The organism is Kitasatospora sp. NPDC036934 (assembly GCF_055608425.1).
Map to the genome: position 1 here is coordinate 58,162 of NZ_JBVJQR010000029.1, position 25,818 is coordinate 83,979.

At 72.1% G+C, this 25,818-nt stretch carries 28 protein-coding genes and 2 pseudogenes; 12 read left to right on the forward strand and 18 right to left on the reverse strand.

What is annotated here, in order from left to right:
• Positions 1–105 precede the first annotated feature (105 nt).
• Positions 106–450 (reverse strand): hypothetical protein, encoded by a 345-nt coding sequence (locus tag ACZ7BZ_RS31860; protein WP_470361364.1) that lies wholly within the window; start codon positions 448–450, stop codon positions 106–108.
• Positions 451–654: 204 nt separating this feature from the next.
• On the opposite strand from ACZ7BZ_RS31860, the gene ACZ7BZ_RS31865 reads away from it, so the two are divergent.
• On the forward strand, positions 655–858 hold the full coding sequence (locus ACZ7BZ_RS31865) for a rhodanese-like domain-containing protein (protein WP_470361365.1): 204 nt from the start codon (positions 655–657) through the stop codon (positions 856–858).
• Between the two features lie 31 nt (positions 859–889).
• Here the strand turns inward: ACZ7BZ_RS31865 and ACZ7BZ_RS31870 are convergent, their stop codons facing one another.
• A complete protein-coding gene (locus ACZ7BZ_RS31870) occupies positions 890–1,600 on the reverse strand; it encodes an HNH endonuclease (protein WP_470361366.1) in 711 nt (236 codons plus the stop codon).
• 143 nt (positions 1,601–1,743) lie between these two features.
• On the opposite strand from ACZ7BZ_RS31870, the gene ACZ7BZ_RS31875 reads away from it, so the two are divergent.
• Complete coding sequence (locus ACZ7BZ_RS31875) at positions 1,744–1,995, forward strand: hypothetical protein (protein ID WP_470361367.1); 252 nt, start codon at positions 1,744–1,746, stop codon at positions 1,993–1,995.
• Between the two features lie 51 nt (positions 1,996–2,046).
• On the opposite strand, the gene ACZ7BZ_RS31880 is transcribed toward ACZ7BZ_RS31875, so the two are convergent.
• On the reverse strand, positions 2,047–3,294 hold the full coding sequence (locus ACZ7BZ_RS31880) for a cytochrome P450 (RefSeq protein WP_470361368.1): 1,248 nt from the start codon (positions 3,292–3,294) through the stop codon (positions 2,047–2,049).
• Between the two features lie 204 nt (positions 3,295–3,498).
• Here ACZ7BZ_RS31880 and ACZ7BZ_RS31885 point away from each other — a divergent pair, with 204 nt between their 5' ends.
• Positions 3,499–4,440 (forward strand): TIGR01777 family oxidoreductase, encoded by a 942-nt coding sequence (locus ACZ7BZ_RS31885; protein WP_470361369.1) that lies wholly within the window; start codon positions 3,499–3,501, stop codon positions 4,438–4,440.
• 128 nt (positions 4,441–4,568) lie between these two features.
• Positions 4,569–5,414, forward strand: a complete 846-nt coding sequence (locus ACZ7BZ_RS31890) for a hypothetical protein (RefSeq protein ID WP_470361370.1) — start codon at positions 4,569–4,571, stop codon at positions 5,412–5,414.
• Here the strand turns inward: ACZ7BZ_RS31890 and ACZ7BZ_RS31895 are convergent.
• Complete coding sequence (locus ACZ7BZ_RS31895; protein WP_470361371.1) at positions 5,411–5,845, reverse strand: SRPBCC family protein; 435 nt, start codon at positions 5,843–5,845, stop codon at positions 5,411–5,413. The genes ACZ7BZ_RS31890 and ACZ7BZ_RS31895 overlap by 4 nt on opposite strands.
• A 149-nt stretch (positions 5,846–5,994) precedes the next feature.
• Entirely contained in the window at positions 5,995–7,101 is a 1,107-nt protein-coding gene (locus tag ACZ7BZ_RS31900) for a Rieske 2Fe-2S domain-containing protein (RefSeq protein WP_470361372.1), read from the reverse strand.
• Positions 7,102–7,338: 237 nt separating this feature from the next.
• Between ACZ7BZ_RS31900 and ACZ7BZ_RS31905 the strand changes: the two genes are divergently transcribed.
• Positions 7,339–8,976: an alpha/beta hydrolase gene (locus tag ACZ7BZ_RS31905; RefSeq protein ID WP_470361373.1), complete on the forward strand. Its 1,638-nt coding sequence runs from the start codon at positions 7,339–7,341 to the stop codon at positions 8,974–8,976.
• Positions 8,977–8,983: 7 nt separating this feature from the next.
• On the opposite strand, the gene ACZ7BZ_RS31910 is transcribed toward ACZ7BZ_RS31905, so the two are convergent.
• From ACZ7BZ_RS31910 to ACZ7BZ_RS31920, 3 genes are all read right to left on the reverse strand, one after another.
• Positions 8,984–10,480, reverse strand: a complete 1,497-nt coding sequence (locus ACZ7BZ_RS31910; RefSeq protein WP_470361374.1) for an MFS transporter — start codon at positions 10,478–10,480, stop codon at positions 8,984–8,986.
• 106 nt (positions 10,481–10,586) lie between these two features.
• Complete coding sequence (locus tag ACZ7BZ_RS31915) at positions 10,587–11,000, reverse strand: hypothetical protein (protein ID WP_470361375.1); 414 nt, start codon at positions 10,998–11,000, stop codon at positions 10,587–10,589.
• A gap of 120 nt (positions 11,001–11,120) precedes the next feature.
• On the reverse strand, positions 11,121–11,321 hold the full coding sequence (locus ACZ7BZ_RS31920; RefSeq protein ID WP_470361376.1) for a hypothetical protein: 201 nt from the start codon (positions 11,319–11,321) through the stop codon (positions 11,121–11,123).
• An 819-nt stretch (positions 11,322–12,140) separates the two neighbouring features.
• Here ACZ7BZ_RS31920 and ACZ7BZ_RS31925 point away from each other — a divergent pair.
• A complete protein-coding gene (locus ACZ7BZ_RS31925) occupies positions 12,141–12,500 on the forward strand; it encodes a hypothetical protein (protein ID WP_470361377.1) in 360 nt (119 codons plus the stop codon).
• A 107-nt stretch (positions 12,501–12,607) separates the two neighbouring features.
• Here the strand turns inward: ACZ7BZ_RS31925 and ACZ7BZ_RS31930 are convergent, their stop codons facing one another.
• The 4 genes from ACZ7BZ_RS31930 to ACZ7BZ_RS31945 all read right to left on the reverse strand — a co-directional run bounded on the left by ACZ7BZ_RS31930 (position 12,608) and on the right by ACZ7BZ_RS31945 (position 16,082).
• The gene (locus ACZ7BZ_RS31930; RefSeq protein ID WP_470361378.1) at positions 12,608–13,936 is read right to left on the reverse strand and encodes a M64 family metallopeptidase; all 1,329 of its coding nucleotides are present in this window, start codon (positions 13,934–13,936) and stop codon (positions 12,608–12,610) included.
• Between the two features lie 62 nt (positions 13,937–13,998).
• Positions 13,999–14,268 (reverse strand): hypothetical protein, encoded by a 270-nt coding sequence (locus ACZ7BZ_RS31935; protein ID WP_470361379.1) that lies wholly within the window; start codon positions 14,266–14,268, stop codon positions 13,999–14,001.
• A 42-nt stretch (positions 14,269–14,310) separates the two neighbouring features.
• Positions 14,311–15,066, reverse strand: a complete 756-nt coding sequence (locus ACZ7BZ_RS31940; RefSeq protein ID WP_470361380.1) for a hypothetical protein — start codon at positions 15,064–15,066, stop codon at positions 14,311–14,313.
• A 434-nt stretch (positions 15,067–15,500) separates the two neighbouring features.
• Positions 15,501–16,082, reverse strand: coding sequence for a DUF1707 SHOCT-like domain-containing protein (locus ACZ7BZ_RS31945; RefSeq protein WP_470361381.1), 582 nt, complete (start codon positions 16,080–16,082; stop codon positions 15,501–15,503).
• 108 nt (positions 16,083–16,190) lie between these two features.
• Here ACZ7BZ_RS31945 and ACZ7BZ_RS31950 point away from each other — a divergent pair, with 108 nt between their 5' ends.
• A complete protein-coding gene (locus ACZ7BZ_RS31950) occupies positions 16,191–16,928 on the forward strand; it encodes a TetR/AcrR family transcriptional regulator (RefSeq protein WP_470361382.1) in 738 nt (245 codons plus the stop codon).
• A gap of 69 nt (positions 16,929–16,997) precedes the next feature.
• On the opposite strand, the gene ACZ7BZ_RS31955 is transcribed toward ACZ7BZ_RS31950, so the two are convergent.
• The 3 genes from ACZ7BZ_RS31955 to ACZ7BZ_RS31965 form a co-directional block, all read right to left on the reverse strand.
• Positions 16,998–17,246, reverse strand: a complete 249-nt coding sequence (locus ACZ7BZ_RS31955) for a hypothetical protein (protein WP_470361383.1) — start codon at positions 17,244–17,246, stop codon at positions 16,998–17,000.
• Between the two features lie 551 nt (positions 17,247–17,797).
• On the reverse strand, positions 17,798–18,598 hold the full coding sequence (locus ACZ7BZ_RS31960) for a class I SAM-dependent methyltransferase (RefSeq protein WP_470361384.1): 801 nt from the start codon (positions 18,596–18,598) through the stop codon (positions 17,798–17,800).
• A gap of 125 nt (positions 18,599–18,723) precedes the next feature.
• Positions 18,724–19,359 (reverse strand): hypothetical protein, encoded by a 636-nt coding sequence (locus ACZ7BZ_RS31965; RefSeq protein WP_470361385.1) that lies wholly within the window; start codon positions 19,357–19,359, stop codon positions 18,724–18,726.
• Positions 19,360–19,520: 161 nt separating this feature from the next.
• Here ACZ7BZ_RS31965 and ACZ7BZ_RS31970 point away from each other — a divergent pair.
• Positions 19,521–20,212 (forward strand): annotated as a pseudogene (locus ACZ7BZ_RS31970) (transposase); the annotation flags it as partial.
• 177 nt (positions 20,213–20,389) lie between these two features.
• Here the strand turns inward: ACZ7BZ_RS31970 and ACZ7BZ_RS31975 are convergent.
• Together ACZ7BZ_RS31975 and ACZ7BZ_RS31980 are read right to left on the reverse strand one after the other, a co-directional pair.
• Complete coding sequence (locus tag ACZ7BZ_RS31975) at positions 20,390–21,895, reverse strand: carboxylesterase/lipase family protein (RefSeq protein WP_470361386.1); 1,506 nt, start codon at positions 21,893–21,895, stop codon at positions 20,390–20,392.
• 82 nt (positions 21,896–21,977) lie between these two features.
• Complete coding sequence (locus ACZ7BZ_RS31980) at positions 21,978–22,589, reverse strand: TetR/AcrR family transcriptional regulator (protein ID WP_470361387.1); 612 nt, start codon at positions 22,587–22,589, stop codon at positions 21,978–21,980.
• Between the two features lie 72 nt (positions 22,590–22,661).
• On the opposite strand from ACZ7BZ_RS31980, the gene ACZ7BZ_RS31985 reads away from it, so the two are divergent.
• The 4 genes and pseudogenes from ACZ7BZ_RS31985 to ACZ7BZ_RS32000 all read left to right on the forward strand — a co-directional run bounded on the left by ACZ7BZ_RS31985 (position 22,662) and on the right by ACZ7BZ_RS32000 (position 24,950).
• Positions 22,662–23,372: a DUF998 domain-containing protein gene (locus tag ACZ7BZ_RS31985; protein WP_470361392.1), complete on the forward strand. Its 711-nt coding sequence runs from the start codon at positions 22,662–22,664 to the stop codon at positions 23,370–23,372.
• Positions 23,309–23,497, forward strand: a pseudogene (locus ACZ7BZ_RS31990) (IS5/IS1182 family transposase); the annotation flags it as partial. The gene ACZ7BZ_RS31985 and the pseudogene ACZ7BZ_RS31990, both read left to right, overlap by 64 nt.
• Positions 23,498–23,528: 31 nt before the next feature.
• The gene (locus tag ACZ7BZ_RS31995) at positions 23,529–23,885 is read left to right on the forward strand and encodes a hypothetical protein (protein ID WP_470361388.1); all 357 of its coding nucleotides are present in this window, start codon (positions 23,529–23,531) and stop codon (positions 23,883–23,885) included.
• 123 nt (positions 23,886–24,008) lie between these two features.
• On the forward strand, positions 24,009–24,950 hold the full coding sequence (locus ACZ7BZ_RS32000; RefSeq protein WP_470361389.1) for a hypothetical protein: 942 nt from the start codon (positions 24,009–24,011) through the stop codon (positions 24,948–24,950).
• A gap of 28 nt (positions 24,951–24,978) precedes the next feature.
• On the opposite strand, the gene ACZ7BZ_RS32005 is transcribed toward ACZ7BZ_RS32000, so the two are convergent.
• Positions 24,979–25,521: a GNAT family N-acetyltransferase gene (locus ACZ7BZ_RS32005; RefSeq protein WP_470361390.1), complete on the reverse strand. Its 543-nt coding sequence runs from the start codon at positions 25,519–25,521 to the stop codon at positions 24,979–24,981.
• Between the last annotated feature and the right edge of the window lie 297 nt (positions 25,522–25,818).

Sequence of the window (25,818 nt, forward strand, 5' to 3'; positions counted from 1 at the left end):
TTTCAGGCGGAACGACCCCGGGCATGTCGGCTGCCGCGCACCGCTCAGCCGGGCACCGGGTGTCGACGGGCCGGGATTCCGGCCGCCCACCCGTTCCGGGTCCGGTCAGGGACGGTCCTCGTGGTGTCCGCACAGCCAGGCCAGCGCCTGGTAGGCACCGAGGGCGTACGCGGCGTCCGCGCTCGCCCTCAGGGCGTCGCGCAGGCGGACGGCGGCGGCCTGGTACTCGGCGAGCAGCTGCGCGCGGCACGGTCCGGCGGCGCCGAGCGCCGCGGCGGCGGTGACGGGCGCCGCCACCTGGGCCCCGGCGGCCCACCGGTAGGCCCCCAGGACTCCGTGGTCGAAACCGGTCCACGGCTGCGGGCGCCGGTTGGCAGCCTCGATCGCGTCGAACACCTCGTCCAGCGGGCGCACCCCTACGGCCGGGATCGTCGTCTCGTCACTGGTCATGACCGCAACATACGCTCGCCCGCCGCCGCTCGCCGCTGGGCGTGACGACCGGCCCCGGGACCACGGGGGCCGCCTCCGTCGAGCCGGGCGATCGGGTGAACCACCGCCGGGCTGCGGCACTCCCGGTGGACCACCCGCCCGCTGCGGGCAGTGCGATCCGGCTCACCCGCCCGGCCTCCAGTTCGGCGACGACGGTCGGCCCCGGTGGCGGCCAGCGCGCCGTCGACCGCGTACCCGGGTGCGGAGTCCGAAACCGCCTCGCGACTGCGCACCGACCGCCGGATCGTCCTGCACTGCGCCGGCGGCAGCCGCGCCTCCACCGCCGCCGGCTTGCTGCGGTGCGAGGGCACCGGGGTCTACGACCTCGTCGGCGGCTACACCGCTCGGGCCGCCGCCCTGGCGGAGTGACCGGCGCGGTGTGCCGGCACCCCTGGGGCTGCTACGGCCGGCGCTGGGCGGGGATGGTGCGGCGGGCGAGGTGATCGCGGATCAGCCTGGCGGTCAGATCTCCTTCGGAGAGGCCGGCTTCGTAGGCCGCGCGCGCGAAGTGGGTGCGGTCGTCCGGGGCGAGGATCACGGCACTGATGGTGGTGGCGTCCGGGTGTCGCCAGCCGCAACACATGTGCCGCCGGCAGGTGTCCGCGTCGTCCGGTCCCACGTTCGGTGTCGTCCAGGGCTTGAACGGATACCCGGCCAGCATCGCCTCGCAGTCGCTGAGGTGTTCCCACATCTCGTCCTTGTTCCGGTGCCTGATCGCTCCGAAGTGGTGCCGGAACCAGTCGCGGCGGTCGGCGTCCCGGATCCGGCGCCTGACCTTCTCCAGCCGGTCCTCGAAACCGAGGATCATGCGCATGGGCATCATCCGGGTGTCGAAGCCCACCTCGGGGCGGTCCCGGTGGAGTTTCTGGTCGGTCAGCCACTGTCGGGCGGTGCGCTTGGCCTTCCAGTCGTTGCACGGCTTGCACGCCGGGATGAAGTTCCACCAGACGTCCGCGCCCTCGTCGGCCACCGGCTCCTCGTGGTCCAGGGTCGTCGCGGTGCTGATCGCACAGTAGGCGCAGATGCCGTCGTTGGCGGTGATCGTCGCCAGCCAGACGTAGGTGTGCTGGGTGCGCCGTGTGCCGCGGCGAACGGTTGCCTCAGGGGCCATCGGTGGTTCCTCCGATCCGATCCGGTGCTGGGAGGACGGAGGCTATTCGGCGGCACTGACAATGCTCCGTATGGAGACCGTTTCTGTTCGGAAACGTGCGAACTGGCCCGTGGGTGGCTGTTCCTGATCGCTAGGCTGACCGGGTGACGATCGAGCTGCGGGTGCTGTCCACGGTTTCCTATCGCGGTGAGGAGGTCACCGCGCCCGGGGTACGGGGGCTGGTGGCGCTGCTCGCGGCGGACGTCCGGGGAGGCTGCGCCAGTGGGCGGTTGATCGAGGGGTTGTGGCCGGGGGAGGGGCCGGAGCGGCCGGGGTACGAGCGGGCGGTCGCCGGGTACGCGCCGCTGGACCGGGCCGGGCTGGTGGCCGAGGCGCTCGCCTCGGCCCGGGCTTGACCGGCCCGCGGTTGCGGGAGCGCGGAGTTCACAGCCGGATCGGTGCGGAGTTCACAGCCGGATCGGCAGGGTCAGCAGGTGGAAGCCGTCACCCGGCCAGTGGCCGAACTCCAGCTCCTCCCGGCGGACCGCGAGCGCCGCGTCGGGCCGCTGGACCAGCACCTGGTCCAGCACCACGGAGGTGACCAGTCGGCCGAGCGCCGCGCCCAGGCAGTAGTGGGCGCCGTGGCCGAACGCGAGGTGGCCGTCCCCGCGCCCGAACTCCCGGTCGATGTCCAGGCGTTCGGGCGCCTCGCCGTACTCCCCGGGGTCGTGGTCGGCGGCCAGCAGGGCGACGGTGACCGGATCGCCGGTGCGCAGCGCCGTCCCGGCGAACTCGAAGTCCTCGGTGGCGTAGAGGGTGGCGCCGATCCGCACCAGGGTGACGTAGCGCAGCAGTTCGGGGACGGCCCGCTCCAGCAGCTCGGGCTCGTCGCGCAGCCGGGCCAGCTGGTCCGGGTGGTCGAAGAGGGCGAGCAGGCCGTGGGCGAGGAAGAGCGCGGGCGGGGTGATGCCGGTGTTGATCAGCAGGACCACGATGGACACCAGGTCGTCCTCGTCGAGGGGCTGCTCGCCCTCGCGGGTGCCGTGGACGAGGGTGGAGATCAGGTCCTCGGTGGGGTGGGCGCGGCGGCGGGCGATCAGCTCCTTGACGTAGTCGACGATGCCGGCCAGGCCGTCCACCATCCCGGTGCCGTCGCCGTACGCGAGGCCGCGGATCCAGTCGCAGACCCGGGTGCGGTCCTCGGTCTCCACTCCGACCAGCTCGCAGATCACGTAGGTGCTCAGCGGGTAGGCGAACTCGGCCAGCAGATCGGCCGGCCGGTCGCGCCCGGCGAGTTCGGTGAGCAGCTCGGCGGCGGTGCGCTCGGTGAACTCGCGCAGGGCGGCGATCCGCCGGGCGGTGAAGGCGCGGGTGAGCGGGGCCCGGCGGCGGGCGTGCTCCTCGCCGTCGTACAGCGCGAGGTGACCGGAGAGGTACTTGGCGTACTCGGGGGGAAAGGCGTCGAAGGCGGCGGCCTGCAGTTCGTCCTGCGGGTCGGACTCGGCCCGGACGGTGGCGATGGCGGTGCGGTCCCGGACCAGGCGGGGTTCGGTGAGCGCGGCCTTGACGTCCAGGTGGCGGGTGACCAGCCGGACCGGGGTCTCCAGTCCGGGCAGCACGACCCGGGGCAGCTCGTTCTGCTCGCGGAAGGCGGCGTAGGCGCCGACCGGGTCCTCGATCTGCTCGGGGGTCAGGTGCACGGGGGTGGTGGTCATGTCGGGCCTCTCTCCGGTGGGTCGAGCTCTCTGCGGGCTCTCTGCGGTCTCTTCGCGACGGACATGAGTGTGCCGGGGCGCGCTCTCAACGCACTCTCAACGCGGTTGCAGGGCGGTTTCAGGTCCGCCGGGCACTTGGCGGAGACTGAATTGAACACGTTCAATTAGTGGACTAGGCTCGAAGCGGAAAGTGAGGGGGAACTCATGAAGATCGTCATCCCCGGAGGCTCCGGCGCGCTCGGGCAACTGCTCGACCGCACCCTGACGGCCGCCGGCCACCAGGTCGTGGTGCTCAGCCGGCGGCCCGCCGGGCCCCGACAGGTCGGCTGGGACGGCCACATCCAGGGCGCCTGGACGGCGGAGATCGACGGAAGCGACGTCGTCGTCAACCTGGCCGGGCGCAGCGTCAACTGTCGCTACACGGCGCAGAACCAGCGGTCCATGATGGATTCCCGGGTGCACTCCGCCCGGGCCGTCGGCCAGGCCATCGCCGCCGCCCGCAGGCCCCCTGCCGTCTGGCTGCAGATGAGTACCGCCACCGTCTACGCCCACCGCCACGACGCGCCCAACGACGAACTGGACGGCCGGATCGGCGGCGACGAGCCCGACGCCCCGGCCTCCTGGCGGTACAGCGTCGACATCGCCCGGGCCTGGGAGGGCGCTCAGGCCGAGGCCGACACCCCGGACACCCGCCGCCTCGCGCTGCGCACCGCCGTCGTGCTCGGGCCCGAACGCGGCGGCGCCCTCGACTCGCTGTCCTGGCTGGCCCGGCTCGGCGTCGGCGGGCCGATCGCGGGCGGCGCGCAGTACGTGTCCTGGATCCACGAGCGGGACTTCGCCCGCGCCGTCGCGTTCCTGGTCGAACACCAGGAACTGAGCGGCCCGGTCAACCTCGCGGCCCCGAACCCGCTGCCCCAGCGGGAGTTCATGCGCGAACTGCGGGCCTGCTGGGGCGTGTCGCTGGCCCTGCCCGCGACCCGCTGGATGGCCGAACTGGGGGCGTTCGCGCTCCGCTCGGAGAGCGAACTGCTGCTGAAGAGCCGCCGGGTGGTGCCCGGCCGGCTGCGGGCGGCGGGCTTCGCCTTCGAGTACCCGGACTGGCCACCGGCCGCGCGTGACCTCGTGCGTCGCCTGCGCAGGCGGTAGCGGGCGGCCCGGATCCCCGGCTGCGGGCCGAGGAGCGTCACGGGGCTGTCACAGCCGGGCGCCGGAGCTTGCCCGGACCGGGGCCGGGACGGGACGGTGGGGGCGGTCTCGGGGAAGGGGGCACGGGAATGCGCACGGTGCGGTTGGCGTCGATGCAGCTGCGGAGCGATCGGGCCGGTGTCGGCGTCGTGGTGGCGGTCGGTACGGGGATCTCACTGGCCGGTGGCGAGGCCGTCGACCCCCTGGGGGCCCTCCTGGTCGGGATCGCGGCGGGCGCCGCCGCGCTGTTCGCGACGCCGTACGCCTTCTGGCTGCGGGCGGACGAGCGCGGCGTCACGCTGGTCCGGTACCTGCTGCCGCGCCGCTTCGCCTGGTCCGAACTCCACGGGCTGGCAATGGAGTTCGTTGAGGAGGTGGAGACCGACCGCCGCCACGTCACCCTGCGGCTGTGGTTGGCCCGGCCGCCGGGGCGGTTCCGCGGGCCGCTCCTCGGCAAGGTCCCGGTCACCGACGAGGACATGCCGACCGGTGTGCCGCCCCGGTCCATGGCGGAGCTGTTCGCGCTGTTCGGGGAGCGCGGACTGCCCGTCGAGCAGCCGCAGTTCGCGAACGAGGTGCTCCGGGTGCGCGGCCTCCCGCAACTGCCGCCGTTGCCCGAGTGGGTCGCGCCCGCCGAGGGGCCGCCTGTGCCGGACCGGGCCTACGCGGACGCGCCGGGCATCGAGGAGGAGGCCCGCCGGGTCCAGGCGCTGGGGTCGGACGCAGACCGGAGGGCCCGGCTGCGGCGCGAGTACCTGCTGCGCCACGCGGCGCTGAGCGACCGGGTGTTCCTGCGGGACGGGGACGGTCTGGCCCTGGCGATCGCCCTGCGGGCGGCGGAGCAGTTGGTCGAGCACGACCGAGTCACCGTTAAGGGCGACCAGCGCCACTACGTGCGCCGGCAGTACCTGAGCTGGCGCGCCCTCAATCCCTAGGACCCAGCGGGCGGGGCGGCCAGCAGGTGGTCCAGCACCCGCCCGAACACCAGCCGCCCGGCCGCTGCCACCAGCGGGTCCAACCGCCGGGGCAGGCCGGTGATCCGCAGTTCCTCGGCCCAGACCACCGCGCTGCCCGCGCCCACCGGGCGGACGGTCAGTTCGGCGCCGCCGCGCACCACCCGGCCGCGCTTGACCAGCCGGCACCGGGTGGGGGCAGCCAGCTCCACCAGCTCCATCGGATCGTCGAAGCACAGCGGCCCGAGGGCGGTGCGGGCGAGGATGACGTCCCCCCGGCGCCGCCCGGTGCCGTGCACCACGCTCACCCGGGTGAACGGCACCCGGTCGCCATGCCGGGGCCAGGCGGTGAGCCGGGCCCAGCAGTCGGCGGGCGGCAGCGGCGTGCGGCGGGTCAGGACGAAACGGGCCATGCCGCAGCCTAACCGGGCGGGCCGTGCCGCTGCCCAACCAGGCGGCCGCGGCGCCCCCGGGCAGCGGTGCCAGCGCACCGTCGTCGACGGCGGTGGGGCCGCCCGTGCGGTGGCCCGGGCCCTGTCCGGCAAGATCGGCCGAACCGGGGCTAGTGACGCGAGCCGATGTCGTCCGGGGTCTGCCGACCGCGCTGGTCGGCCAGGGCGGCCGGCGCCGGCAGGTGCTCCCGGTGGTCCGGGGGGTAGAACTGCCGGGCCCAGTGCCGCATGGCGCCGATCGGTCCGTCGCCGGCGGCGAGTCGCGGCCGGGAGAGGTACCTCTTGGTGGACCAGATCGGGAAGTCGTCCGCGGTGAACTCGGTGCTGTGGCGGAAGATCGGACCGGCCAGCAGCCTGGTCACCGTACGGCTGACCGCCCGGGCGACCACCGGCGGCAGGCCGGCCGGTTCCGCGAGGGCGAAGCGGCCGGCCTGGCGCAGCTGCATCCGGGCGGGGGAGACCTGGGTGGCCATCACCAGCGAGCAGATCTGCAGGCCGAGCGAGCGGGTGTGGATGTCGGTGTGCAGCGCCGCGAGGCCGTAGCCGTCCACCTCGACCTCCACCTCGCGCATCCCGACCAGCGGGAACTTCTCCCGCACCAGCATCGTGAGGTGGAAGCGAGGCCCGTCGAACTCGACGGGGCCCGCCAACTCGCCCTGCGGCCAGCCGTGCAGGGTGATGAAGTGGCCCAGGTCGAAGGAGTTCTCCATGACGTCCTGGGCGTAGCCGGGCATCTCGACGGAGGTGTGGCGCAGCGGCTGGTCCGCCAGCACGTGCCAGGCGGGGATCTCCCAGTCCGGCTCCCGGCCGTCGTGGTGGCGCCAGACGAAGACCGCCCCGTTCACCTCGCGCAGCGGCAGCGGGGACAGCTCGGCCTTGGGCGGTGGGGTGCCGTAGCCGGTCCGTACGCAGCGGCCGTCGGGGCCGAAGGCGAACCGGTGGAAGGGGCAGACCAGGTCCCCGCCCTGGACCTCGGCGAGCCCGAGGTGGGCGCCCAGGTGCGGGCAGTACGGGCGGACGGCGCGCAGCCGGCCGTCCCGCAACCGGTACAGCACCACGTCCTCGCCGGCCAGTTGGCGGGTGAGGACCGTGCCGGGCCCGAGTTCGGCGGAGAACGCGAGCGCGGCCCAGCCGTCGGGGTAGGGCAGGGCCGGTGGCAGCGCGACGTCGCCCGGGGTCGGGCGGGAGCTGACGGGGTGGACGTGCTGGTGGGACACGCGGTTGGGCCCTCCTGTCGGTCTGCCCGGCGCCGTCCTGCCGGGCGTTCGGCGTCCGAACAGAGTGGATTCCAGATGCTAGTCATGGATTGGGGTCCTTTGCATGGTCAATCTCCTTAAGGAGGTATAGATCTGATGATCTGTCATATGAGCCGGATGTCCGTGCCGGGGTCAAAGCTTGGTAAAGTCCGGCTTGACCCCTGGATGTGCCATTGCACATGTCACATCATGCTCACCATGAGAAAAGCCATCGCCCTCCTCGCGGCCGCCGCAGCCGTGGCCACCCTCGGCGGGATCGTCGGCCCGGCCTCCGCCACCGAGCCCGACGCCCCCGACCTGGCCGACACCGGCCAGGGCAAGCTGGTGTGGAGCTCGTGCAACGACGCCACGACCCCGGCGCTCCAGTGCGCCATGCTCGACGTGCCGGTGGACTACGCGGACCCGCACGGCCGCACGATCAAGATCAAGCTCAACCGGTTGCCCGCCACCGCCCCAAGGGACAAGCAGCAGGGCCCGATCCTGCTCAACCCCGGCGGCCCCGGCGACTCCGGGCTCTGGATGCCCGCCTACATCTCCGGAAGCATCCCGGCGGACGTCGCCTCCACCTACGACTGGATCGGCTTCGACCCGCGCGGCACCAACGGCAGCGACCCCCATGTCATCTGCGACGCCCACTACTTCGACGCCGAGCGCCCCGACTACCAGCCGAGTCAGGGGACTTCGAAGGCCTGGCTGAAGAAGGCGGCCGGCTACGCCGCCGACTGCGCGGCCGACTGGTCCTGGCTGCTGCCGCACATGACCACCGTCGACAACGCCCGCGACCTGGACAGCATCCGCCGGGCCCTGGGCGTACCGAAGATCAACTACTACGGCGGCTCCTGGGGCACCTCGCTCGGCTCGACCTACGGCCAGCTCTTCCCCTCGCACGTGCGCCGGATGGTTCTGGACAGCATCGTCGGCCCGACCATCAGCTGGTACGACCACAACGTGCTGCAGGACCAGGAACACCAGCGCCGCTTCGACGCCTTCACCACCTGGGCCGCCAAGGCCGACTCCGTCTACCACCTGGGCACCGACGCCCCGTCCGTGGCGAAGGCCTACCAGCAGGTCGAGGACGCGCTGCGCAAGGACCCGGTCGAAGCCGCCCCGGCACCCGGGAAGGTCGGCCCCGCCGAGTTCGAGGACACCTTCTACGGCGGCGGCTACAACTTCCTGCGCTGGCCCCGGATGGCCACCGTGCTCTCCGCCTACCTCACCCAGCACGACACCCGGCCGCTGACCATCGCGTACAACAAGTACGCGGCCCCCGGCGCCGACGACGGGGCCTTCCCGGCGTACAACGCCGCCCAGTGCACCGAGAACGCCTGGCCGCGCGACTGGGAGCTCTGGAAGAAGGATCAAGCCAAGGTCAACGCCACCGCGCCCTTCTACACCTACAACAACATGTGGTACAACGCCGCCTGCATGTTCTGGCCCTACCAGGGCAACCCGGCGGGCCGACTGAAGATCACCGGCAAGAACCTGCCGCCGGTCCTGCTCTTCCAGTCCACCGAGGACGCCGCCACCCCGTACCAGGGCGGCCTCGCCATGCACGACGCGCTGCCGAGCTCCAAGCTCGTGGTCCAGAACGGCGGCAGCTTCCACGAGATCCTGTTCCACGGCAACGCCTGCCTGGACGACACCTTCACCGCCTACCTGCGCGACGGCAGCCTGCCCCAGGGCAAGGGACGCATCGCCAAGACCTGCGCCCCCGAGGACGACCCGGCGCCGGTGTACGTCACCCCGCCGCCCGCCACCACCAAGGCGCTCACGGCCGCCCGGACCGCCCCGCTCGCACCCACCGACCCCGAGGCCGTCCGGGGGATGCTGCGCTAGACCCGCCTCAGGAGTCCTTTGACGCGGTGACGGCGCTGAGCGGCGCAGCCAGCGACTCCAGGCTGCGCCGCTCCGCCGGTACGCCGATCGCCGCCTCGACCAGGCCGGCGGCCGTCATCAGCGCCGCGCCGATGCAGAAGGCGAGCGTGGTGTCGGACACCTCGCCGCTGCTCACCAGGCCGTTGAAGAGCAGCGGGCCGCTGACGCCGCCGACGGCTGTGCCGATCGCGTAGAAGAAGGCGATGGACAGCGCCCTGGTCTCCAGCGGGAAGATCTCGCTGACCGTCAGGTAGGCCGCGCTGGCCCCGGCCGAGGCGAGGAACAGCACGGCCGTCCAGCAGGCCGTCATGGAGGCGGCGGAGAGCGAGCCGCGCTGGAAGAGCGCGGCGGTGGCGAAGAGCAGCAGGCCGGAGCCGATGTACGTGCCGGCGATCATCGGCTTGCGGCCGCGCGAGTCGAAGAGGTGGCCGAGGAGCAGCGGGCCGAGGAAGTTGCCGACCGCGATCACCGCGAAGTAGTAGCCGGTGTCGCCCTCCGGCACGGCGAAGTAGGTGGTCAGGATGGTCGCGTAACCGAAGGTCACCGCGTTGTAGAGGAAGGCCTGGCCGATGAAGAGCGCCAGGCCGAGCGTGGTGCGGCGGGGGTAGCGGGCGATCACCGTGCGCAGGATCACGCCGAAGCCGAGCGGCGCGCGCTCGCGGATCAGGATCGGCTCCCCGGTGACCGGAGGCAGCGGCCGGCCGGTCTCCTGTTCGATCGCCTGCTCCGCCTCGGCCACCACCTGCTCGGCCTCCGGCGCCCGCCCGTGGGTGAACAGCCAACGCGGGCTTTCCGGGACGTGCCGGCGCACCAGCAGGATCACCATTCCCAGCACCACCCCGATGCCGAAGGCGAGCCGCCAGCCGAGGTCCGTCGCGAACAGCGAGGTGTTGAGCAGCGCGATCGAGGCGAAGGCGCCGACCGCGGCACCGACCCAGAAGCTGCCGTTGATGATCAGGTCGACCCGGCCGCGCACCCGGGCCGGGATCAGCTCGTCGATCGCGGAGTTGATCGCCGCGTACTCGCCGCCGATCCCGAAGCCGGTGAAGAAGCGGCACAGGAAGAAGAACCAGGCCGTCCAGGACAGCGCGGTGACGGCGGTGGCGGCCAGGTAGACGGCGAGGGTGACCATGAACAGCTTCTTGCGGCCGAGCCGGTCGGTCAGCCACCCGAAGAACAGTGCCCCGGTACAGGCACCGGCCACGTAGACGGCGGCGGCGACCGTGGTCACCTGACTGGTGGTGATCGAGATGCCGCTGCCGTCCTGGGCCAGTCGGCCCGCCATGTTGCCGACGATCGTCACCTCCAGGCCGTCCAGGATCCAGACGGTGCCCAGGCCGATCACGATCCGCCAGTGCCAGCGGGACCAGGGCAGCCGGTCCAGCCGGGCGGGCACGTCGGTGGCGATCACCCCGGGCTGGGTCTCCCGGTGATGGCGAGGGGCGGGCTTCGCCGGGTCGGTCATCACGGGCTCCTTCGCCGGGTGGCATCCCGGTCGTCACGTACGGTGAACGGTGGCTGCTCTTTCGCCATGATGCCCCGGTGGCGGCCGGGGCGCCGCCCGGGCGGGGTCACTGGGGGTGGCAGAACATCCCGGTGGCGACCACGAACGGGACGGCCGTCAGCACCACGGCGAGGCCGGTGCGGACCGGCCCGCTGTGCTTCCAGCCCGCGAGCGTCAGCAGCACGCCGGCCGGCAGGAAGGCGACCAGGAACGGCAGGACCATCAGGAGGAAGGGCACCGAGACCACGAACTCCAGACCGAGCAGGATCCCGCCGACGATCCGGCAGGTGCGGCGGAACCTCCACGGGTTGCGGTAGGAGAGCGGCAGTACGGTGAGCGCGACCAGCAGGCACCAGATCGCGATGAGCTCTCCGTTGAGGTGGCTGCCCCCCACAGCCAGGAGCGGCAGCCAGCTGGCCCCGGCCAGGGCGACGAGCCGCCACGGGCGGTCGGTGCGGAGCGAGTTCAGGCGGTCGTTCATGGTGTCCCCCGGACATGACGGTGACGATGGCGGGAACGGTGGGGCCGTCCCCCAGGCGCGGTCAGTGGGCGTGGCTGGTGGCCGTGGTCAGTGGACGTGGCCATTGGCCGGTGGGCGTGGTCAGCGGGGCGGGAAGAGAGTGGTGAAGCCGGTCAGGACAGGGATGATCAGCAGCAGTGCGGCGAGCGTCCCGCGGGCCAGGGCGCCGTTCTTCCAGCCCGCGAGCAGCAGCAGGGGACCGGCCGGGAACAGGATGAGGACGAACGGCAGCGGGATCAGCAGGTACGGGGCGGCGAGAGCGATCTGGGTGCCGAGCACCAATGATGCCGACGGTCAGGCAGGTGCGGCGGAACCTCAACGGGTCCGCGATCACGAGCGGCAGGGCGTTGAGCGCCAGGCACAGGCCCCAGAGGGTGATGAGCCACCAGGCCGCGGTGGCGCCGATGAGTATCCAGGGCTGCAGCCAGGTGGCGAGTGCGAACAACGCGATCAGCCAGGGCCGCTCGGTTCGCAAGGCGAAGAGGCGTCCTGTCATCCGGTCCCCCCGGGAGCTTTGAACGGGTTCAAACTGAACGCGTTCAAAGCTACTCGCGGTGGTAGGCCGTCGGCAAATCCGTGGGCGGGGCAACGTAGGCGCTCACGCATTGTGGGTGGGGGGCCTGGTGGCGCTCATCCGTTCCCTGGCCCTGCACGGGCGCTCCAGCCGCTGAGCCTCAGGGTCGCTGAGCCGCCGGGCCCTCGGGCCCCGGGCCGTCGCGCCTCGGTCGTCGCGCCCTCCGGGTGCCCGTCCGCCCTGTGCGGGTGGGCACTTCGCACGTCGAGACCATCGGTGCACCCGCTCGGTAGCACCTGCCCGGCGCCGAACCGTCAGGCGGCGAACGGTCCGGCGGCGAATGGTCCAGCGGCGAACTGGCCGGCATCGCGCCCTCCGCTTCCGGAAGCCCGTCGAGCCGCCCGGTGCGCCTGGGTGTGCGCCGGTGCGCCGGTCCGGTGCATGCGCTCAAGTAACTTGACGAGACAGCGAGTTGGCGCTTTGCGGCGGCGTGGTGGAGCATGGGCGGAGCCCGGTCTGTTGCGGCGCGCTTGCGCCCGGCCGGGGCGGCACGCGTACGGCGAGAGGAGGCGGTTCCCGTGGATTCGGTGGCACGTCCGTTTCTGGTCCGGGGGAGGGCGGTTCCGCTGGCCAGGTACCTGGCGGAGGAGGAGATCGAGGGCCTGGTGGCATGCTCGTGCATCGGCAGCGAGGTCACCATCGACCTCGCCGACACCCGGATCACGGTGAGCCTGGCCGATGCCGGCGACCGGGTGGGGCTCACCTTCCACATGGTCCAGGACGGCCCGGCCAAGGCCCGCTCCTGGACGCGCCGACTGCCGGGCGACACGGAGCCGAGGGAGCTCGCGGCACGCATCGCCAGGGACGTCCGGACCCTTGAGCGCGAACTGGCCCCGCTGCGGCGCCGCCCCCCGGAGGCCCGGCAGTGGCGCCGGCCGGTCACCTGACCGCGCCCGTCGGCCCCCCGACGTAACCTCCTCGGGCGGGTGGATCCGGCGGCCCGGGCCCGACGGCGGTCGCCGTCGGGCCCGGTGCCGGATCTGACCGCCCCCCGTTAGCGGGTCACCTGCCAGGACAGACTGCCCGTCAACTCGGCTCGCAGCGCCGGGTCCGCCACCGCCGGGGTCGGGTCGGTGGCGACGGCGGTGAGCAGGTGCGGGCGCGAGCGCGGGCCGGTGAGGTGGAGTGCGCCGAGGTCGAGGGCGGTGCGTCCGCGCAGTCGGGGCTGCTCACGTCCGTCCAGGTACCAGCGCAGTTCGGTGCCGGGCACCGGCAGGTCGACGAGGAGCTGCTCGGCGGTGGTGAGCCAACTGCCGCTGGGGGTGGGGCTGGTGAGCGGGGTGGCGTGCCGGTAGAAGCCGGCGATCATCGCCTCCCGGCCGGGCAGGTTGAACTCGCGCCCGAGCGAGCGCATGATCGAGTTCTCGGTCGGCCGGTAGAGCCCCGTCGGGTAGTAGCCGCCACCCTCGTAGCTGCCGACCGTCCCGCCGTCGGGCGAGGGCTGGCCGAGCCAGCGGGCCCACTTGGTGCCCTGGTCGCGCATCCGGTCGGCGGGGAGCGTGCTGAGGTTGGCCTCGGGCGGCTCGGCGCCTTGGTACGTGCCCTGGCCGTCGTAGGCGTACTCGTCTGCCAGTTTGCCCAGTGAGTGCCCGGTCTCGTGCACCGCTATCTGGCCGGACTTGGCGTTGCCGCCCGCGACGGTGGCGATGCCCTCGTAGCCGAGCGGGGACTTGATGTCGTTGTAGCCCGCGCCGCCGTACTTGGCGCTGTTCGCCACCACGATCACCAGATCCGCCTGCGGGGCCTTGGCGGCGTAGCGGTCGACGGCCTTCTCGTCCAGGCAGAGCAGCCGTTCCACACCGTCGCACCAGAAGTAGGAGCCGAGCGCGGTGTGCCGGACGGTGGTCTGGTCCGGGTCGCCGGTTACGCCTGATTCGGGCGAGACGGCGGACACCGCCCAGACGTTGAACAGCCGCTGGTAGTCGGCGTACGGTTCGACGGCGGTGATCTCGCGCCACTTCTCGGCGGCGTCGGTGCGGAACTTCCCCTGCTCCTGGGCGGAATAGCCGTCGCCGATCACCACCACGTCCAGTTTGGCGGCCGGGTCCCCGTTGCGGACCAGGGCGGTGACCTCGCCGTCGCCGTCGGCGCCGGGTGCGCTGAGACCGGCGGGCGGGGTGGCGAGGTAGGGGGAGGCGGCGGGCGCGGTGGCACGGGAGATGGTGCCGTCCTCGGCGAAGGCCTCCACCTGATGCCGGAGCCCGGCCGCCGGGACGCTCCGGCCGTCCGGGGCCGGCGCACTCCAGGCGGGGGCGGCGCCGAGGAGGGGTGCGGCGAGGGTGACGGTCAGCAGGGCGGCCGCGGTTCTGGTTCTGGCGTGCACGGAGGTCCTCCCGGTGGGCGGCGGATGTGGGGAGGCCCCTTCCCTTGTTCGGGACCTGACAATCATGCCCCAGCCGGTCGCCGCCCCTGGAGCGCCTCCGCTAGCACCAGGGCCTGCTCCTCGCTGATTGCCGAGCGCGAGCGGCACCCGCCGGGGACTGTGGCCTCCTGCGGCACGCCACAGGCCTCCGGCTCGTCCCCGTCGTGATGCAGGATCAGGAGTAGGTGGGCGAAGCAGAAGACGGGGTCGGCGGCCAGCTCCTCGCTCGGGACCGGCTCGGCCTCTTCGTCGTAGGCTTCACCGGCTTCGGGCGGGTGTGGCGCCACGGTCATGCGAAGAGCGTAGTGGGGGCCGGACGGCACCGCCGTGCGGGGTCAGAACTGCTCGAACGTGCTACGGGTGATGGCGGCCACGATCAGCCAGCAGAGGACGGAGATCGGCAGGGTGACGAACAGGGGCCACTGGAGGGAGATCAGCAGCATGGAGCCGATCGAGGTGGCGATCGACGCGCCGACGGCGTAGGCCAGAGCCAGCGCCGCCATGAATTGCAGGTCGGCGAGCCCGCCGGCGACCATCATGATCATCCCGAACCCGATCATCGCGCTGAACCCGGCGATCGTCAGGTACGGGGTGTCCACGGGCTGGTAGCGGTGTCCGTGGTAGCTGAGCTCGAACACCTTGCCGTGCAGGATCTTCAGGTCCACGTCGGTGCCGACCGTCACGTCGTTGTAGAAGGCGTTGCCGACGGAGTAGCGACCGGTGGGCGCCGTCTCGCGGGATACCGTCAGCATGTAGTCGGTCGAGTCGGAGCCGATCTCCTTTTCCTTCTTCTTCACCCGGCCGCTCTCCAGCGTCACGCAGTCCGCGCCCGGCTTCGCGTCCGCGGTGCAGACCGGGGTGGCGCGGTAGGCGCGGGTCTCCTCGAAGGTGCCGATGAACCGGACGAAGCCGAGGATCGTCAGGCCGAGGCCGAGCACGACGAGCACGGCCGGGATGACGGTCCGGAGCAGCTCGCCGACGTTGCGCCTCGGCTTCTGCTTCGGCTTCGCTTTGGGCTGCGGGGTCGGGAGTTCGGGCCGGGGCTCGGGTTCCGGCTTGGCGTCCTGGATGGGGACGGAGTCCTCAGGCATCGTCGCCCCCCGGTGGTGTCCGTACCGTGTGTGCCGTCCGTGCTGTCCGTACGGTGTGCACTGTCCGTGCGGTCCGTGCTGTCCGTGCTGTCCGTGCGTTCATCGGCATGCCCCCCACCGGTCGTACCCCGTCCGCCAGCTCCATCCGCACCCGGCCGCAAGCGGGCCGCCCGGCGGACCGTTCGCGTCCGGGTGCAGACCGGATCATGCCAGGGAACGGCGGAGTGCGCGAGGAATTCGCCCTGGCCTGGCCGTACTTGTAGGGCGTCGGTAGATCGGCGGGCGTACCGCCGACACCCGACGCGATGAGTCCTCGTCTCCCGCACCGCCCTGCCCGTCGCGCTGGTGCGGGTCTGCGAGAGCGGACCTGGCCGGCGGCTTGATCGGGGCGGTGCACGGCCGTCCGCTGAGTCGTGCCGTGGTGGGGTGGGGTCTCACCATCGGGCGTGGCGGACCCTCAGCCGTCCCAGCCCGACCACCCCGGAGATCCGGATGACCGGGCCGCCCGGGCGCGCGGGCCGGCGGGGGCGGTAGCGCGGCTCCTTCAGGCCGGCGTGCAGACCCGCGAGGTCGACGACCGCGTCCCGGGGGACGGTGATGCTGGCTCCGCCGGTGCCGAGCCGCAGCTCGATGTCGACCACCGGGTGGTCGATGACTGCCCGGGAGAGGTCCAGGCGCACCCGGCCGAGCGCGGAGGCGACCGTGAGCGTCCGGGGGACCTCCCAGGCGCCGCGCCGTCGTATCCGCCCGCCGAGGGTGGCACCGGTGAGGGTGGCCGTGACCGGTGGGGGCGGCTCGGGGAGTCCGGTGAGCGATTCGGCGAGTTCGCTGTGGCCGTCGGCGGTGAGCGCCCGGTGCAGGCGATCCTCGAACGCCTCCTGCGGGAGCAGCCCTTGGGCGTACGCCTCCTGCAGCCGCCGGACGGCGGTCTCACGCTCCTCGGCGGTGTCACGCTCCTCGGCGGTGTCACGCTCCTCGGCGGTGACGGGCGCGGGCCCGTCGGCTCCGGCCGTCATCACTCCACCCCTGGACTGAGTACGTTGTACGCGGTCATGTCGGCCAAGCTAAATTACTGGGTACCGTGTACGCAAGCAGAAGGACCAGACGGACCAGAAGGACCGAGGGTGACCGAAGCCGAGTACCTGAACATCTGGATGCGGCCCGAGCGCCCCGCCCGCGGGCCCAAACCCGCCTACAGTCGCGCCCGGATCACCGAGGCCGCCGTCCGGATCGCTGACGCCGAAGGCCTGGAGGCCGCCACCATGCGGCGGATCGCCGCCGAGATCGGCGCCGGCGCGATGTCGCTCTACCGCTACGTCCCCAGTCGCGACGACCTGATCCAGCTGATGGCCGACCGGCTGATGGGCGAGATCGACATCGAGGGCCTGCCCTCCGGCGACTGGCGCGCCGACCTCACCCGCTACGCCCACGGGCTGCGCGCCATGTGGCTGCGGCACCCGTGGATCGGCACCGCGCACCGCGCACTGCCCGGCTTCGGACCGAACCAACTGCGGCTGGTCGAAGGGGTGATGGGAGTCCTCGACGGCCACGTCCCGATCGACGAGAACCTCGGCCTTATGGCCCTCCTCAACGGCTACGTCGAGAGCGCCGCCCGCGACGAGGTCAGCTGGACCGAGGAGGTCCGCCGCAGCGGCCTGAGCGAGGCCGAGTGGCTGGCGCGCAGTTACCCGTACGTCCAACGGCTGCTGGACAGTGGGCAGTACCCGATCTTCGGCAGGATCGCGATGGAGGCGCGCCGGCCGCGGCTGAGCCGCGACGAGCAGTTCCAGCACGGGCTGGAGCGGGTCCTCGACTGCGTCGCCGCCGCCCTCCCGCCCGACGAGCGCCGGTGTCCCGGCTGACGAACCGGCTTTCGGCCCTGCTGGCGGCACTGCTCTTGGCCCGGCCGGCGCTTCGGCGGACGGCCGGGGTCAGGATTTGTCCCAGGCCTCGAAGGTGAGCCGTTCGTCGTCGGGGCAGGCGGCGATCCGGATCAGGTGCAGCGCCATCCGGTACAGCCGGGAGAACGGCCCGTGCCCCGCGCCGGGCACGGTGCCCTCGGCCAACAGCTGCCGGACGTGCCGGGCCGTGGTGGCGCACCGATTGGGGTAGCCGCCGTTCAGCAGCCGCTGCGCCCGCCCGGCCGCCACGAACTCCTCCAGCCAGTCCAGCCCTGCCACGCCGATCTCCCGCTGACCGAGGAGCGTGGTGCTGCGGGCCTCGGGGGTGGCGTGGTCGAACTCCCCGGGGCCGTCCTCACCACGGTGATCCAGTAGCCGATCACGTCCGGATGCCTTCCGTCGATCGGGGCCGGAGACGGTCAACCACCGTGCTCTGCCCTGGCGTTGGCGTCGACAGATGGCGATGGCGGTGGCGGTGGCGGTGGCGGTGGCGGTGGCGGTGGCGGTGGCGGTGGCGGTGGCGGGGGCGGGGGCGGGGGCGTTCCATGGTCCCCGTCGGGGCCGGGGGGCTGCTCCGCCGGGTCCACCGCGATGTCCTCGACCCGCGCCCGGGCGTTCTCCGTGTACCCGCCGATGCCACCGTGCAGGTGGGGGCGTTCCCGGGCCTCGTAGGAGACCGGGGGACGGCGGTCCACATCGACCTCCGGACGCGCGCCGCGCTGCCCCACCACCACCGCCACGGCCGCCCAGCGGCCGAGTTGACGGCCGGCAGCTGGCGGCCATGGCGTGGGCATCGCTTCGGCGGTCCGCGCCCCGGGCGATGCGGGGTCTCACAGCCGCCGGGTGCGCAGCACGGCCGTCAGCATCGGCAGGGTGAAGCCGCCGTCCGCGGTCTCCGGCCGGCCTACCAGGAACTCCCGGATCCGGCTCAGCGCGGCCGCCCGCGCCCCGTCCGGCATCACCAGCACCCCGGCGCGGGTGGCGAGGGTCGCGACCAGGGAGTCCGCGGTGCGCGGCTGCCCGTGCGGGAACACCTCCTGCTCCGCCCCGCCGAACCGGGCCGCTCCACCACCCTTCGGAAGGTGCGCGGCGGCCGTCTCGACACGCCAACTGTCCGGCGTGTCACGCGGCCCGACCGCTTCGGGCCCGCTCACCCGCGCCAGCCCGGCGACCCACCCCACTCGGTCGTCCAGGACGTTCCACAGCCCGGCCAGGACCCCACCCGGTACCAGCACCCGGGCGAGTTCGGGCCCCGCGACCGCCATGTCGAACCAGTGCATGGCATTGCCGGCCAGCACGGCGTCGACGGACCCGTCCGGCAGCGGAACCGCCTCGGCACTGCCCGCCAGCGCCCGGACGTCCGGCAACGCCCGGCGCAACTCGCCCAGCATCGCCGGATCCGGCTCCACCGCGATGACCTCGGCCCCCAGTGCGAGCAGTGCGGCCGTCAACTTGCCCGTTCCGGCGCCGAGATCGAGCACCCGGGGGCGGCGCGGGGCGCCGGGCACGGCCTCCAGCGCCCACCGCACGGCGGCGTGCGCGTAGTCCGGGCGGTGTTCGGCGTAGGCGGCCGCTGCGGCGCCGAAGGAGGATGCGTGGCGGTATCGCTGGTCCTGACCGGTGTGATCCATCCGGTCACGCTACCCGCGCCCGCAGTGCCTGGCGGGAGTTCCCACCGCGCCGGACTCGTCTTGGCCTCCCTGATCCTCTGGCTCCGGGAGCCCGCGTGATCATCGGTTGAGTGAGACGGAAGGGACTACTCCTCGAACCAGACGACCAGCCGGACGTTCTGGTCGCCGTGAACGCCGGCGAGGGCGCGCATGACGGTCCACACCGGCCGCCACGGACCGTCGGCGGGGACGGCGTCGCGGCGCCTGGCGCGTTCAGCGCGGAAGACCGTGGTGCCGGTGTCCCATTCGGTTCCCTCGGCCCACAGTTCACCGATGTGGTCGGAGTCGACGCCCAGGGGGTCGATGCCGCTTACCCTTGCGAACCCCCGACTCCAATCCCCTCGGCGCACCAACTCCAGCGTGCCATCCGGCAGCCGTCGGTACCGGGCGATGTTGGTCGCGCGGGGGACTGCCGGCTCGTCCCAGTCGATGGCGAGGATCTCGTTCCAGCCCAGCCAGGTGGCGCCGAACGCCGTCTCACCCCACGACGCATGCCCGGCACGAGTGCCCTCCGAAATGTCAGTAGGCAGCCCACGGTCGGCAGCGACCGGTCGCCAGTGGCCGCTGAGGTCCCGAACACCAAAGAGGCAGGCAAAGGCGCTGTAGTCCCTGGTCATACCGAGCATGGACAGCTCGATGGCCGAGTACCACGCCGTCTCTTCGATGCTGAGGCCGGAGCCCCAGGTACGGCACTCCACGGATCCTCGAATAGTCGTTCCCATGGCCCGATTGTGCCGTGCCCTGCCGATGCGCGCACAGAATGGTCATTTGTCAGACGGGACTCAGGGCGCGTATTCGGTCGTGATCAATCTGCGCGGTTCACCTTCGCGGTTCACCTTCGCGGTTCACCTTCGCGCGGTCCCGATCCGGTAGACAGTAGTACGTGACACGAGCGCAACTGACTGTCGCGCAGTGGGTCTTGATCGAGCCGTACTTGCCGATCGGCGAGTTCGGCCCGTACCCGCAACGGCTGCGGCAGCAGTTCGAGGGCGTGATCTGGCGATTCCGGACGGGCGGGCAGTGGCGGGAGAAGCCGAAGGAGTTCGGTGCGTGGTCAACCGTCTCCAATCGGTTCCGGCAGGACTCCACGACTGTGCGGGCTCACCACGGCGCCGCCGGGATGCACCTGGAGTCCGACACCATGGCCGCCCTGGAGAAAGCCGCCGAGGAGGCGGAGAAGGCCAGACAAAAGGTAACGGGGAGGCCTGGAGGAACAAGACGGGCGGGGCACCTCAGGCGACATGAAACGGGAGGAACGACGACGTATCCGGCGCCGGCACAGGCTCCGACTGAAGGAAGCCCTGCGTGGACGCTCCAGGGGCGGGCAGACCAGCAAGGTCCATTGCGCCGGCGACCGAAATGCCGCCCGCTGGTGTTCATCCTGACCGCGCGGGTGGCAGGCCCGTCAGCCATGACGCCGAGCTTTACAAGGAGCGCAATACCGTCGGGTGCCTGATCAACAAGCTGAAGGCAAGGCGAGGCATCGCCACCCGGTATGACAAGACCCCGGAAAGCTACCTCGTCGGCCTTCACCTCCTGGGCGCGATGATCTGGATCAAGGGCCTCACCCGAACCCATCGACCACGACCGAATACGCGCCCGGGTAGCACTTCGTTAGGTCTGAAGTGGTCTGCTCACGAGGTGGCGCACACGCCCGCCAATGGCCACCTCGTCCTTCTCCTGCGGAAGTTCGTCGTCCGCCACTCGTCCCCCGGCTGGTGAGGGAACGCCGGCGCTCGCGGTGCCACGCTGTCAGGACAGCTGGGCCCACAGGTCGCAATTGTGCTCTGTGGAGAGGTCGACGGCCTGAGGCGGGCCGGGCTTCAAGTCGAGTGCCTCGGAGTCCCGGAACCTGGGCCAGGGGTGACCGGTGGTGGCGAAGGCCGCCCATGAGCGGATCATCCGGTCGGACAACAGCTGCTGGTCCGGGGTGAGGTTGACCGGCAGGCCCTTGACGTCGAACAGGTAGGGCAGCTCCGAGCCGTGGTAGGCGCCGTACGGGAACCCGGGCGGCAACCCGGGCGGAGGAGGCGCGGCGCGGTCGGCGAACTCGTAGGCGTAGAGCCGGGTGTGCCGGGCCAGCAGTCGGTCGGCTGTCAGGGTGGGGCAGGACCAGATGCGGTCGGTGGCGACGGCGGCCCAGGCCAGCGCGGGCGAGGAGTAGTTGGTGAGCGGATAGCGATCGGCGACCCTGGTCGCCTGGTCGCCGAAGCTGTCGGCGAGCATGTGCGGGTAACTCTGCGGGGTGATCGACCCGTTCAAGGCTGCCACCCAGCCGCGGTGCTCGTCGAGATTGCCTCCCTCGAGAACCGGGACGCGGTGGAATCGGCCTTCCCGCAGGGCTGCGGCCGGTTCGGTCGGGAGCAGCGGGCTGTCGTAGGCGGGCTTGGCGAACGTCGTCGTCGCAGTCGGGGTGGCCAGTTCGGCCGTGGACTTGTGGCGCAGGCAGTCGAGGGTGCCGCACCCCAGTTGGCCGGCCAGGGCGCTACCGGCCGCCTGGACCGCGGCGCTGCTGGTCCAGGGCGAGCCGGCCGCCATGTGCGGCCAGAACAGGTCCTTCGGGTAGTCGATCAGGCAGGATCCACTCTGGATCACTGCCTTGTCGAACAGGCCGGCGGCCGACGGAGAGGTCAGCTGCGAGCACACACTCATTCCGCCGGCGGACTCTCCGGCCAGTGTCACGTTCCCGGGATCGCCTCCGAAGGCGGTCGCGTTTCGGCGTACCCAGCCCAGTGCGGCCTGTTGGTCGGCGAGGCCGAAGGTGCCGGAGTCGGCCAGTCCGGGGTATCCGAAGTATCCGAAGACGCCCAGTCGGTAGTTGATGGTCACCACCACCACGTCCCCGGTGACCGCCATCCGGTGCGGGTCGTACGCGCTTCCGGCGCCTGAGGTGAAGCTGCCTCCGTGCAGCCAGACCACCACCGGTCGCCGACCGGCCCCGGCCGGTGCGGTCACATTGAGGTACAGGCAGTCCTCGTTGCCGACGCTTCCCTGCGGGCACGGGCTGCCCGGCGCGGTCGCCTGGCGCGTGCCCGCCCAGGACGCGGGCGGCTGCGGGTTCCGCCAGCGCAGGTCGCCGATCGGTGGCGCGGCATAGGGAATGCCCTGGAAGGTGCGGTATCCGTCATGCGTGGTGCCGCGTACCAGCCCGGAGTCGGTGGCCGCGACCGCGTCCTGCGGTGAGGCGGCGGCTGGCGCAGCGGGTAACGCGAGGGCGGTGAGGAGCGCGCCCACCAGGAGTATCGAAGACCTTGCCATTCAACAGCCCTTCGTTCGAGGAGCCGGCATTCTGACGATACGCATGTATCACGCGAAGGATGACTCCCGAACTGATGGGCCGTCAAGAGGGTTCGGTTCGGAACAGCTCGTCGAGGTGGCGGACCAGGATCGTCAGGGCAGCCTCGCCGGTGCGCTGTCCGCCCAGCACGCTGGAGCCGAGGCCGTTGGTCATGGCCAGCAGGCCGGCGGCCGTCAGCTCGGGATCGCGGTGGGCGGCGACGTCCCCGGCCTGCTGGGCGGTGCGGATCTGCTTGGCCAGGAACGACTCCAGCATGTCCGGATAGGTGGTGCCGTGCTGCGCGGCAAGGCTGGGCTCACTGAGGACCAGGGTGTAATAGGCGGCGTAGGTGCGGGTGATCCGGCGGCTCTCGGCATCGGTGGGCAGGATGCAGGTGAGGATTGCGGTGACGATGCTGCGCGGTGTCGGCGGACTGCCCGCTGCGGCGATCCGCTTCTGCATGCGGGTCTGGAGCTTCGCGCTGAGCCGGGTGAGCGCGTCCATCAGCAGCTCGTCCTTGGTGTGGAAGTAGTACTGCACCAGCCGCAGTGACACGCCGGCCTCGGCGGCGACCACGCGCATACTCGCTGCCTGCAGGCCCTTGGTGTCGGCGATCCGCAGTAGCGCCTCGGCGATCTGCGTTCGGCGCTGTTCATGGTCGACGCGGGCTGACACTTCTCGACTACCTCCTGCTGATGATACAGTCGTATCATGAATATCGACCGGCTCGGGGGTGAGCCAGGGCGGATGTTAGCCGTGGGTGCCATCGCAGCACAGGTGGTCTTCACCGCGTCGTGGTTCCTCGGCACCCTTGCGGAGGGCGACGGTTATACGACCTCAGCGGGCACCATCAGCGAGCTGGGCGCGCTGACGGCTCACCACCCGTGGCCCATTCTGGCCACAGAGGCCGTCGCCGGCATCGCCACGATCGCCTTTGCCCTCTTCGCGCTGGCCCCCGCGCTTGGTGGCCCCGGGAACCGACCGCCTGCCGGCGCCTGGTTGCTGGCCGCGTCACCGTGGGGGCTGGACTCCGTCGACGGCCTGGTCTTCCGGCTGGACTGTCGGGCGGCGCAACCGGGGTGTCCCGCCGATCCGTTGGCGGGCTCCTGGCATGCCACCGCACACCTCGTCGGCTCGTTGGTCGGCTTCGTCGTCATGGTGATCGCCCCGCCCGTCCTGGCAAGTCGCTTCCGCGCGATTCCGGCCTGGCGAGGATGGTCCGGGCCGACGCTGGCCGCCAGCCCGCTGTTCTTCGTCGGTCTCCTCTGCCTCATCGGGCTCAAGGGGCACGCGGGCGTGGGGTACGCCGAGCGTGCAGTGGCACTGCTGGGTTCGACAGGTGTGGTGCTGCTGGCCCTCAAGGTATTCCGGCTGCTCTCGCCATGGTCGACGGGGGCGGCTGGCCCGTCAGCCACGACGCCGAGCTCTACAAAGGGCGGAACACCGTCGGGCGCCTGATCAACAAGCTGAAGGCACGGCGGGGCATCGCCACCCGGTATGACAAGACCCCGGAAAGCTACCTCGCCGGCCTTCACCTCCTGGGCGCGATGATCTGGATCAAGGGCCTCACCCGAACCCATTGATCACGACCGAATACGCGCCATAGCTGCGGGGATGCTGCTCGGTGCAGCTCAGGCGCACGCCGGGACCGGGGTGCAGGTCGACGGCGCGGCCGTCTCCGGCGGCGCCGCGAGCACGGTGACCGTCACCATCGGGTACTCCTGCGACGCCGGCGGTTTCGTCAGGTCCGCGACCGTGACCGCCGAGGTCCGGCGCTCCGGGGCCCTCGGCGCCGCCCGCTTCACCCCGAGCTGCACGGGCGCGACGGTGACGGCCGTCGTCCCGGTCACGAGCCCGAACCAGAACGGCTACGCCGCGGGCGATCCGGCGGCCGTCCGCGCCTCGTTGCTCGACCTGGACGACACCGAGGTCCTCGGGATCATCGCCCAGGTCACCATCGGCAACGGGTAGGAGAATGGGCGCCCTGGTGGTCACGAAGGGTAACCGGTGGGTCGGCGATCGTCACGGGGCTCGGGCGTGAGCCGGAGCCCCGGTGTGGGCGTGCCGAGCGGACGGACGGGGTACCCGAAGTGCATGGCACTCTTCCACAAACCGGGCCGCTTCACGCGGCCGGGCCGCCCGGATCCCAGGGCTCCGGGGGCCGAACCGGCGCCACCCGACGCCGCCCTCGCCGATGATGCCGTCGCCCGGGCCGGTCCCGCGACGGCCGAGGGCCTGGCCGAGGGCCTGGCCGAGCTGGTCGAGGAAGCCGAGCGCCCGACCGGGGCCTGGCGCGTCGCCGAGTACCACGCGGAGCGCGGCCGGGGCCGGGCGCTGGTGGCCGGCGTGGCACGGCGGCTGGGCAGCGGCGGCCGGCTCGCGGCCAGGGGAGCGGCGCTCGGGGGCAAGGCGCTTGCCGAGCAACTGATCCGGGCGGCACCGCGGATCCCGGTCCGCGACCTGGCTACCCTCCGTGCCCAGCACCCGGAGGCGGCCGACCCCGAAGGCCTGGCCGACCTGCTGATCGCCGGGGCCACCCGGGCCTCCGCCGCGCTCGGCGCGGGCGTCGGCGCGGCGGCCATGCTGCCGGTACCGCCCGCGATGCCGGTGGAGATCGCGGCCGAGACGCTCGCGGTGGCAGCCGTGGAGGTGAAGCTGATCGCCGAGCTGCACGAGGTCTACGGCGTCCCGGCACAGGGCAGCGCGACCCAGCGGGCCGGGGCCTACCTGGGCGCCTGGGCGAACCGCCGGGGGATCGACGCGATGCTGCTGGCCCGACCGGCCGGTTTCGCGGCGCTCGCCCTGGGCGCGGAGGTGCGCCAGCAAGTGCGCCGCCGACTCACCCGCAGCTGGATGCGCCGGTTGCCGTCCATGACCCCACTGCTCCTGGGCGCGGGCATCGGCGCGACCGTCAACCGGCGGGACACCCGGCGGCTCGCCGGGCAGGTCCGCGACGACCTGCGCTCGCGCCGGCCGACGAACAGCGGCTACTGGGCCGCGGCCGGGCCGGCGCTCGAGGGCGAGGCCATCCGGTAGTCACTGCCGAGCGAACGGCGTCGAACCCTCACTGAACTGCCCGGCGCGGCGGGGGCCGCATGCCGAGCCACTGCTCGGCGTCCCAGGCCTCGAACCGCTCCACCTCGGTGAAGCCCAGCTTCGCCGCGAGACGCATCGAACTGACGTTGGCCGTCTGGGTGGTGAGCACCACCGGCTCGCCGGGAAGCGCTTCGGCGAGCCAGTCGAGCGCCGCTGCGCACGCCTCGGCGGCGTAACCGAACCCCCAGGCCTGCGGCAGGAACAGGTAGCCGAGATCGGCCCGCCCAGCGGCAGCCGGGCGCCTGTCCCCGGCTGCCCTTCTGAGCAGCACTTGGCCGATCATCGCCCCGTCGAGATCCACCACGAAGCTCCCCGGCCACCGCTCGGGCACTCTGGGCATCTCGCGCTCCAGCTCGTCACGGGGACGGGGGCCGCCGAGGTAGGCGTGCACCTCCGGGGAGGCGTGCAACTCGATGAACGCCGTGCGGTCCCGGGCCGCGGGCTCACGGAGCACGAGCCTCGCGGTCCTGATCGGCTCGGGCGGCCAGGCGACGGGGTGGAGATCGTCCATGTGCGCACAGTAACAGGCGGTCAGGTCGCTTGAGTTGGAGGCTAGTTGGCGGCAACTGGCGTTGTGTCTGTGGCGCTACTGTGCCGTGCCGGGGTGCCGGGGTGCCGGGGTGCCGGGGTGCCGGGCGGCCGGGGGTGTGGGGGTGGGTGGTTCTGTGTGTCCCGGCCGCCGGGCTTTGGGGGGGTGTGGGTGTGGGGTGGGTTAGTTGAGGGTGGCGAGGGCGGTTTCGTAGTTCGGTTCGTTGGCGATTTCGGTGACGAGTTCGGTGTGGAGGACGGTGTTGTTTTCGTCGAGGAC

Excerpts from the sequence above, each read along its gene's own strand:
- ACZ7BZ_RS31860 (WP_470361364.1), bottom strand. The coding sequence starts at position 450 with ATGACCAGTGACGAGACGACGATCCCGGCCGTAGGGGTGCGCCCGCTG.
- ACZ7BZ_RS31870 (WP_470361366.1), bottom strand. The coding sequence starts at position 1,600 with ATGGCCCCTGAGGCAACCGTTCGCCGCGGCACACGGCGCACCCAGCAC.
- ACZ7BZ_RS31880 (WP_470361368.1), bottom strand. The coding sequence starts at position 3,294 with ATGACCACCACCCCCGTGCACCTGACCCCCGAGCAGATCGAGGACCCG.
- ACZ7BZ_RS31885 (WP_470361369.1), top strand. The coding sequence starts at position 3,499 with ATGAAGATCGTCATCCCCGGAGGCTCCGGCGCGCTCGGGCAACTGCTC.
- ACZ7BZ_RS31890 (WP_470361370.1), top strand. The coding sequence starts at position 4,569 with ATGCGCACGGTGCGGTTGGCGTCGATGCAGCTGCGGAGCGATCGGGCC.
- ACZ7BZ_RS31895 (WP_470361371.1), bottom strand. The coding sequence starts at position 5,845 with ATGGCCCGTTTCGTCCTGACCCGCCGCACGCCGCTGCCGCCCGCCGAC.
- ACZ7BZ_RS31905 (WP_470361373.1), top strand. The coding sequence starts at position 7,339 with ATGAGAAAAGCCATCGCCCTCCTCGCGGCCGCCGCAGCCGTGGCCACC.
- ACZ7BZ_RS31910 (WP_470361374.1), bottom strand. The coding sequence starts at position 10,480 with ATGACCGACCCGGCGAAGCCCGCCCCTCGCCATCACCGGGAGACCCAG.
- ACZ7BZ_RS31915 (WP_470361375.1), bottom strand. The coding sequence starts at position 11,000 with ATGAACGACCGCCTGAACTCGCTCCGCACCGACCGCCCGTGGCGGCTC.
- ACZ7BZ_RS31935 (WP_470361379.1), bottom strand. The coding sequence starts at position 14,268 with ATGACCGTGGCGCCACACCCGCCCGAAGCCGGTGAAGCCTACGACGAA.
- ACZ7BZ_RS31940 (WP_470361380.1), bottom strand. The coding sequence starts at position 15,066 with ATGCCTGAGGACTCCGTCCCCATCCAGGACGCCAAGCCGGAACCCGAG.
- ACZ7BZ_RS31945 (WP_470361381.1), bottom strand. The coding sequence starts at position 16,082 with ATGACGGCCGGAGCCGACGGGCCCGCGCCCGTCACCGCCGAGGAGCGT.
- ACZ7BZ_RS31960 (WP_470361384.1), bottom strand. The coding sequence starts at position 18,598 with ATGGATCACACCGGTCAGGACCAGCGATACCGCCACGCATCCTCCTTC.
- ACZ7BZ_RS31965 (WP_470361385.1), bottom strand. The coding sequence starts at position 19,359 with ATGGGAACGACTATTCGAGGATCCGTGGAGTGCCGTACCTGGGGCTCC.
- ACZ7BZ_RS31975 (WP_470361386.1), bottom strand. The coding sequence starts at position 21,895 with ATGGCAAGGTCTTCGATACTCCTGGTGGGCGCGCTCCTCACCGCCCTC.
- ACZ7BZ_RS31985 (WP_470361392.1), top strand. The coding sequence starts at position 22,662 with ATGTTAGCCGTGGGTGCCATCGCAGCACAGGTGGTCTTCACCGCGTCG.
- ACZ7BZ_RS31995 (WP_470361388.1), top strand. The coding sequence starts at position 23,529 with ATGCTGCTCGGTGCAGCTCAGGCGCACGCCGGGACCGGGGTGCAGGTC.
- ACZ7BZ_RS32000 (WP_470361389.1), top strand. The coding sequence starts at position 24,009 with ATGGCACTCTTCCACAAACCGGGCCGCTTCACGCGGCCGGGCCGCCCG.
- ACZ7BZ_RS32005 (WP_470361390.1), bottom strand. The coding sequence starts at position 25,521 with ATGGACGATCTCCACCCCGTCGCCTGGCCGCCCGAGCCGATCAGGACC.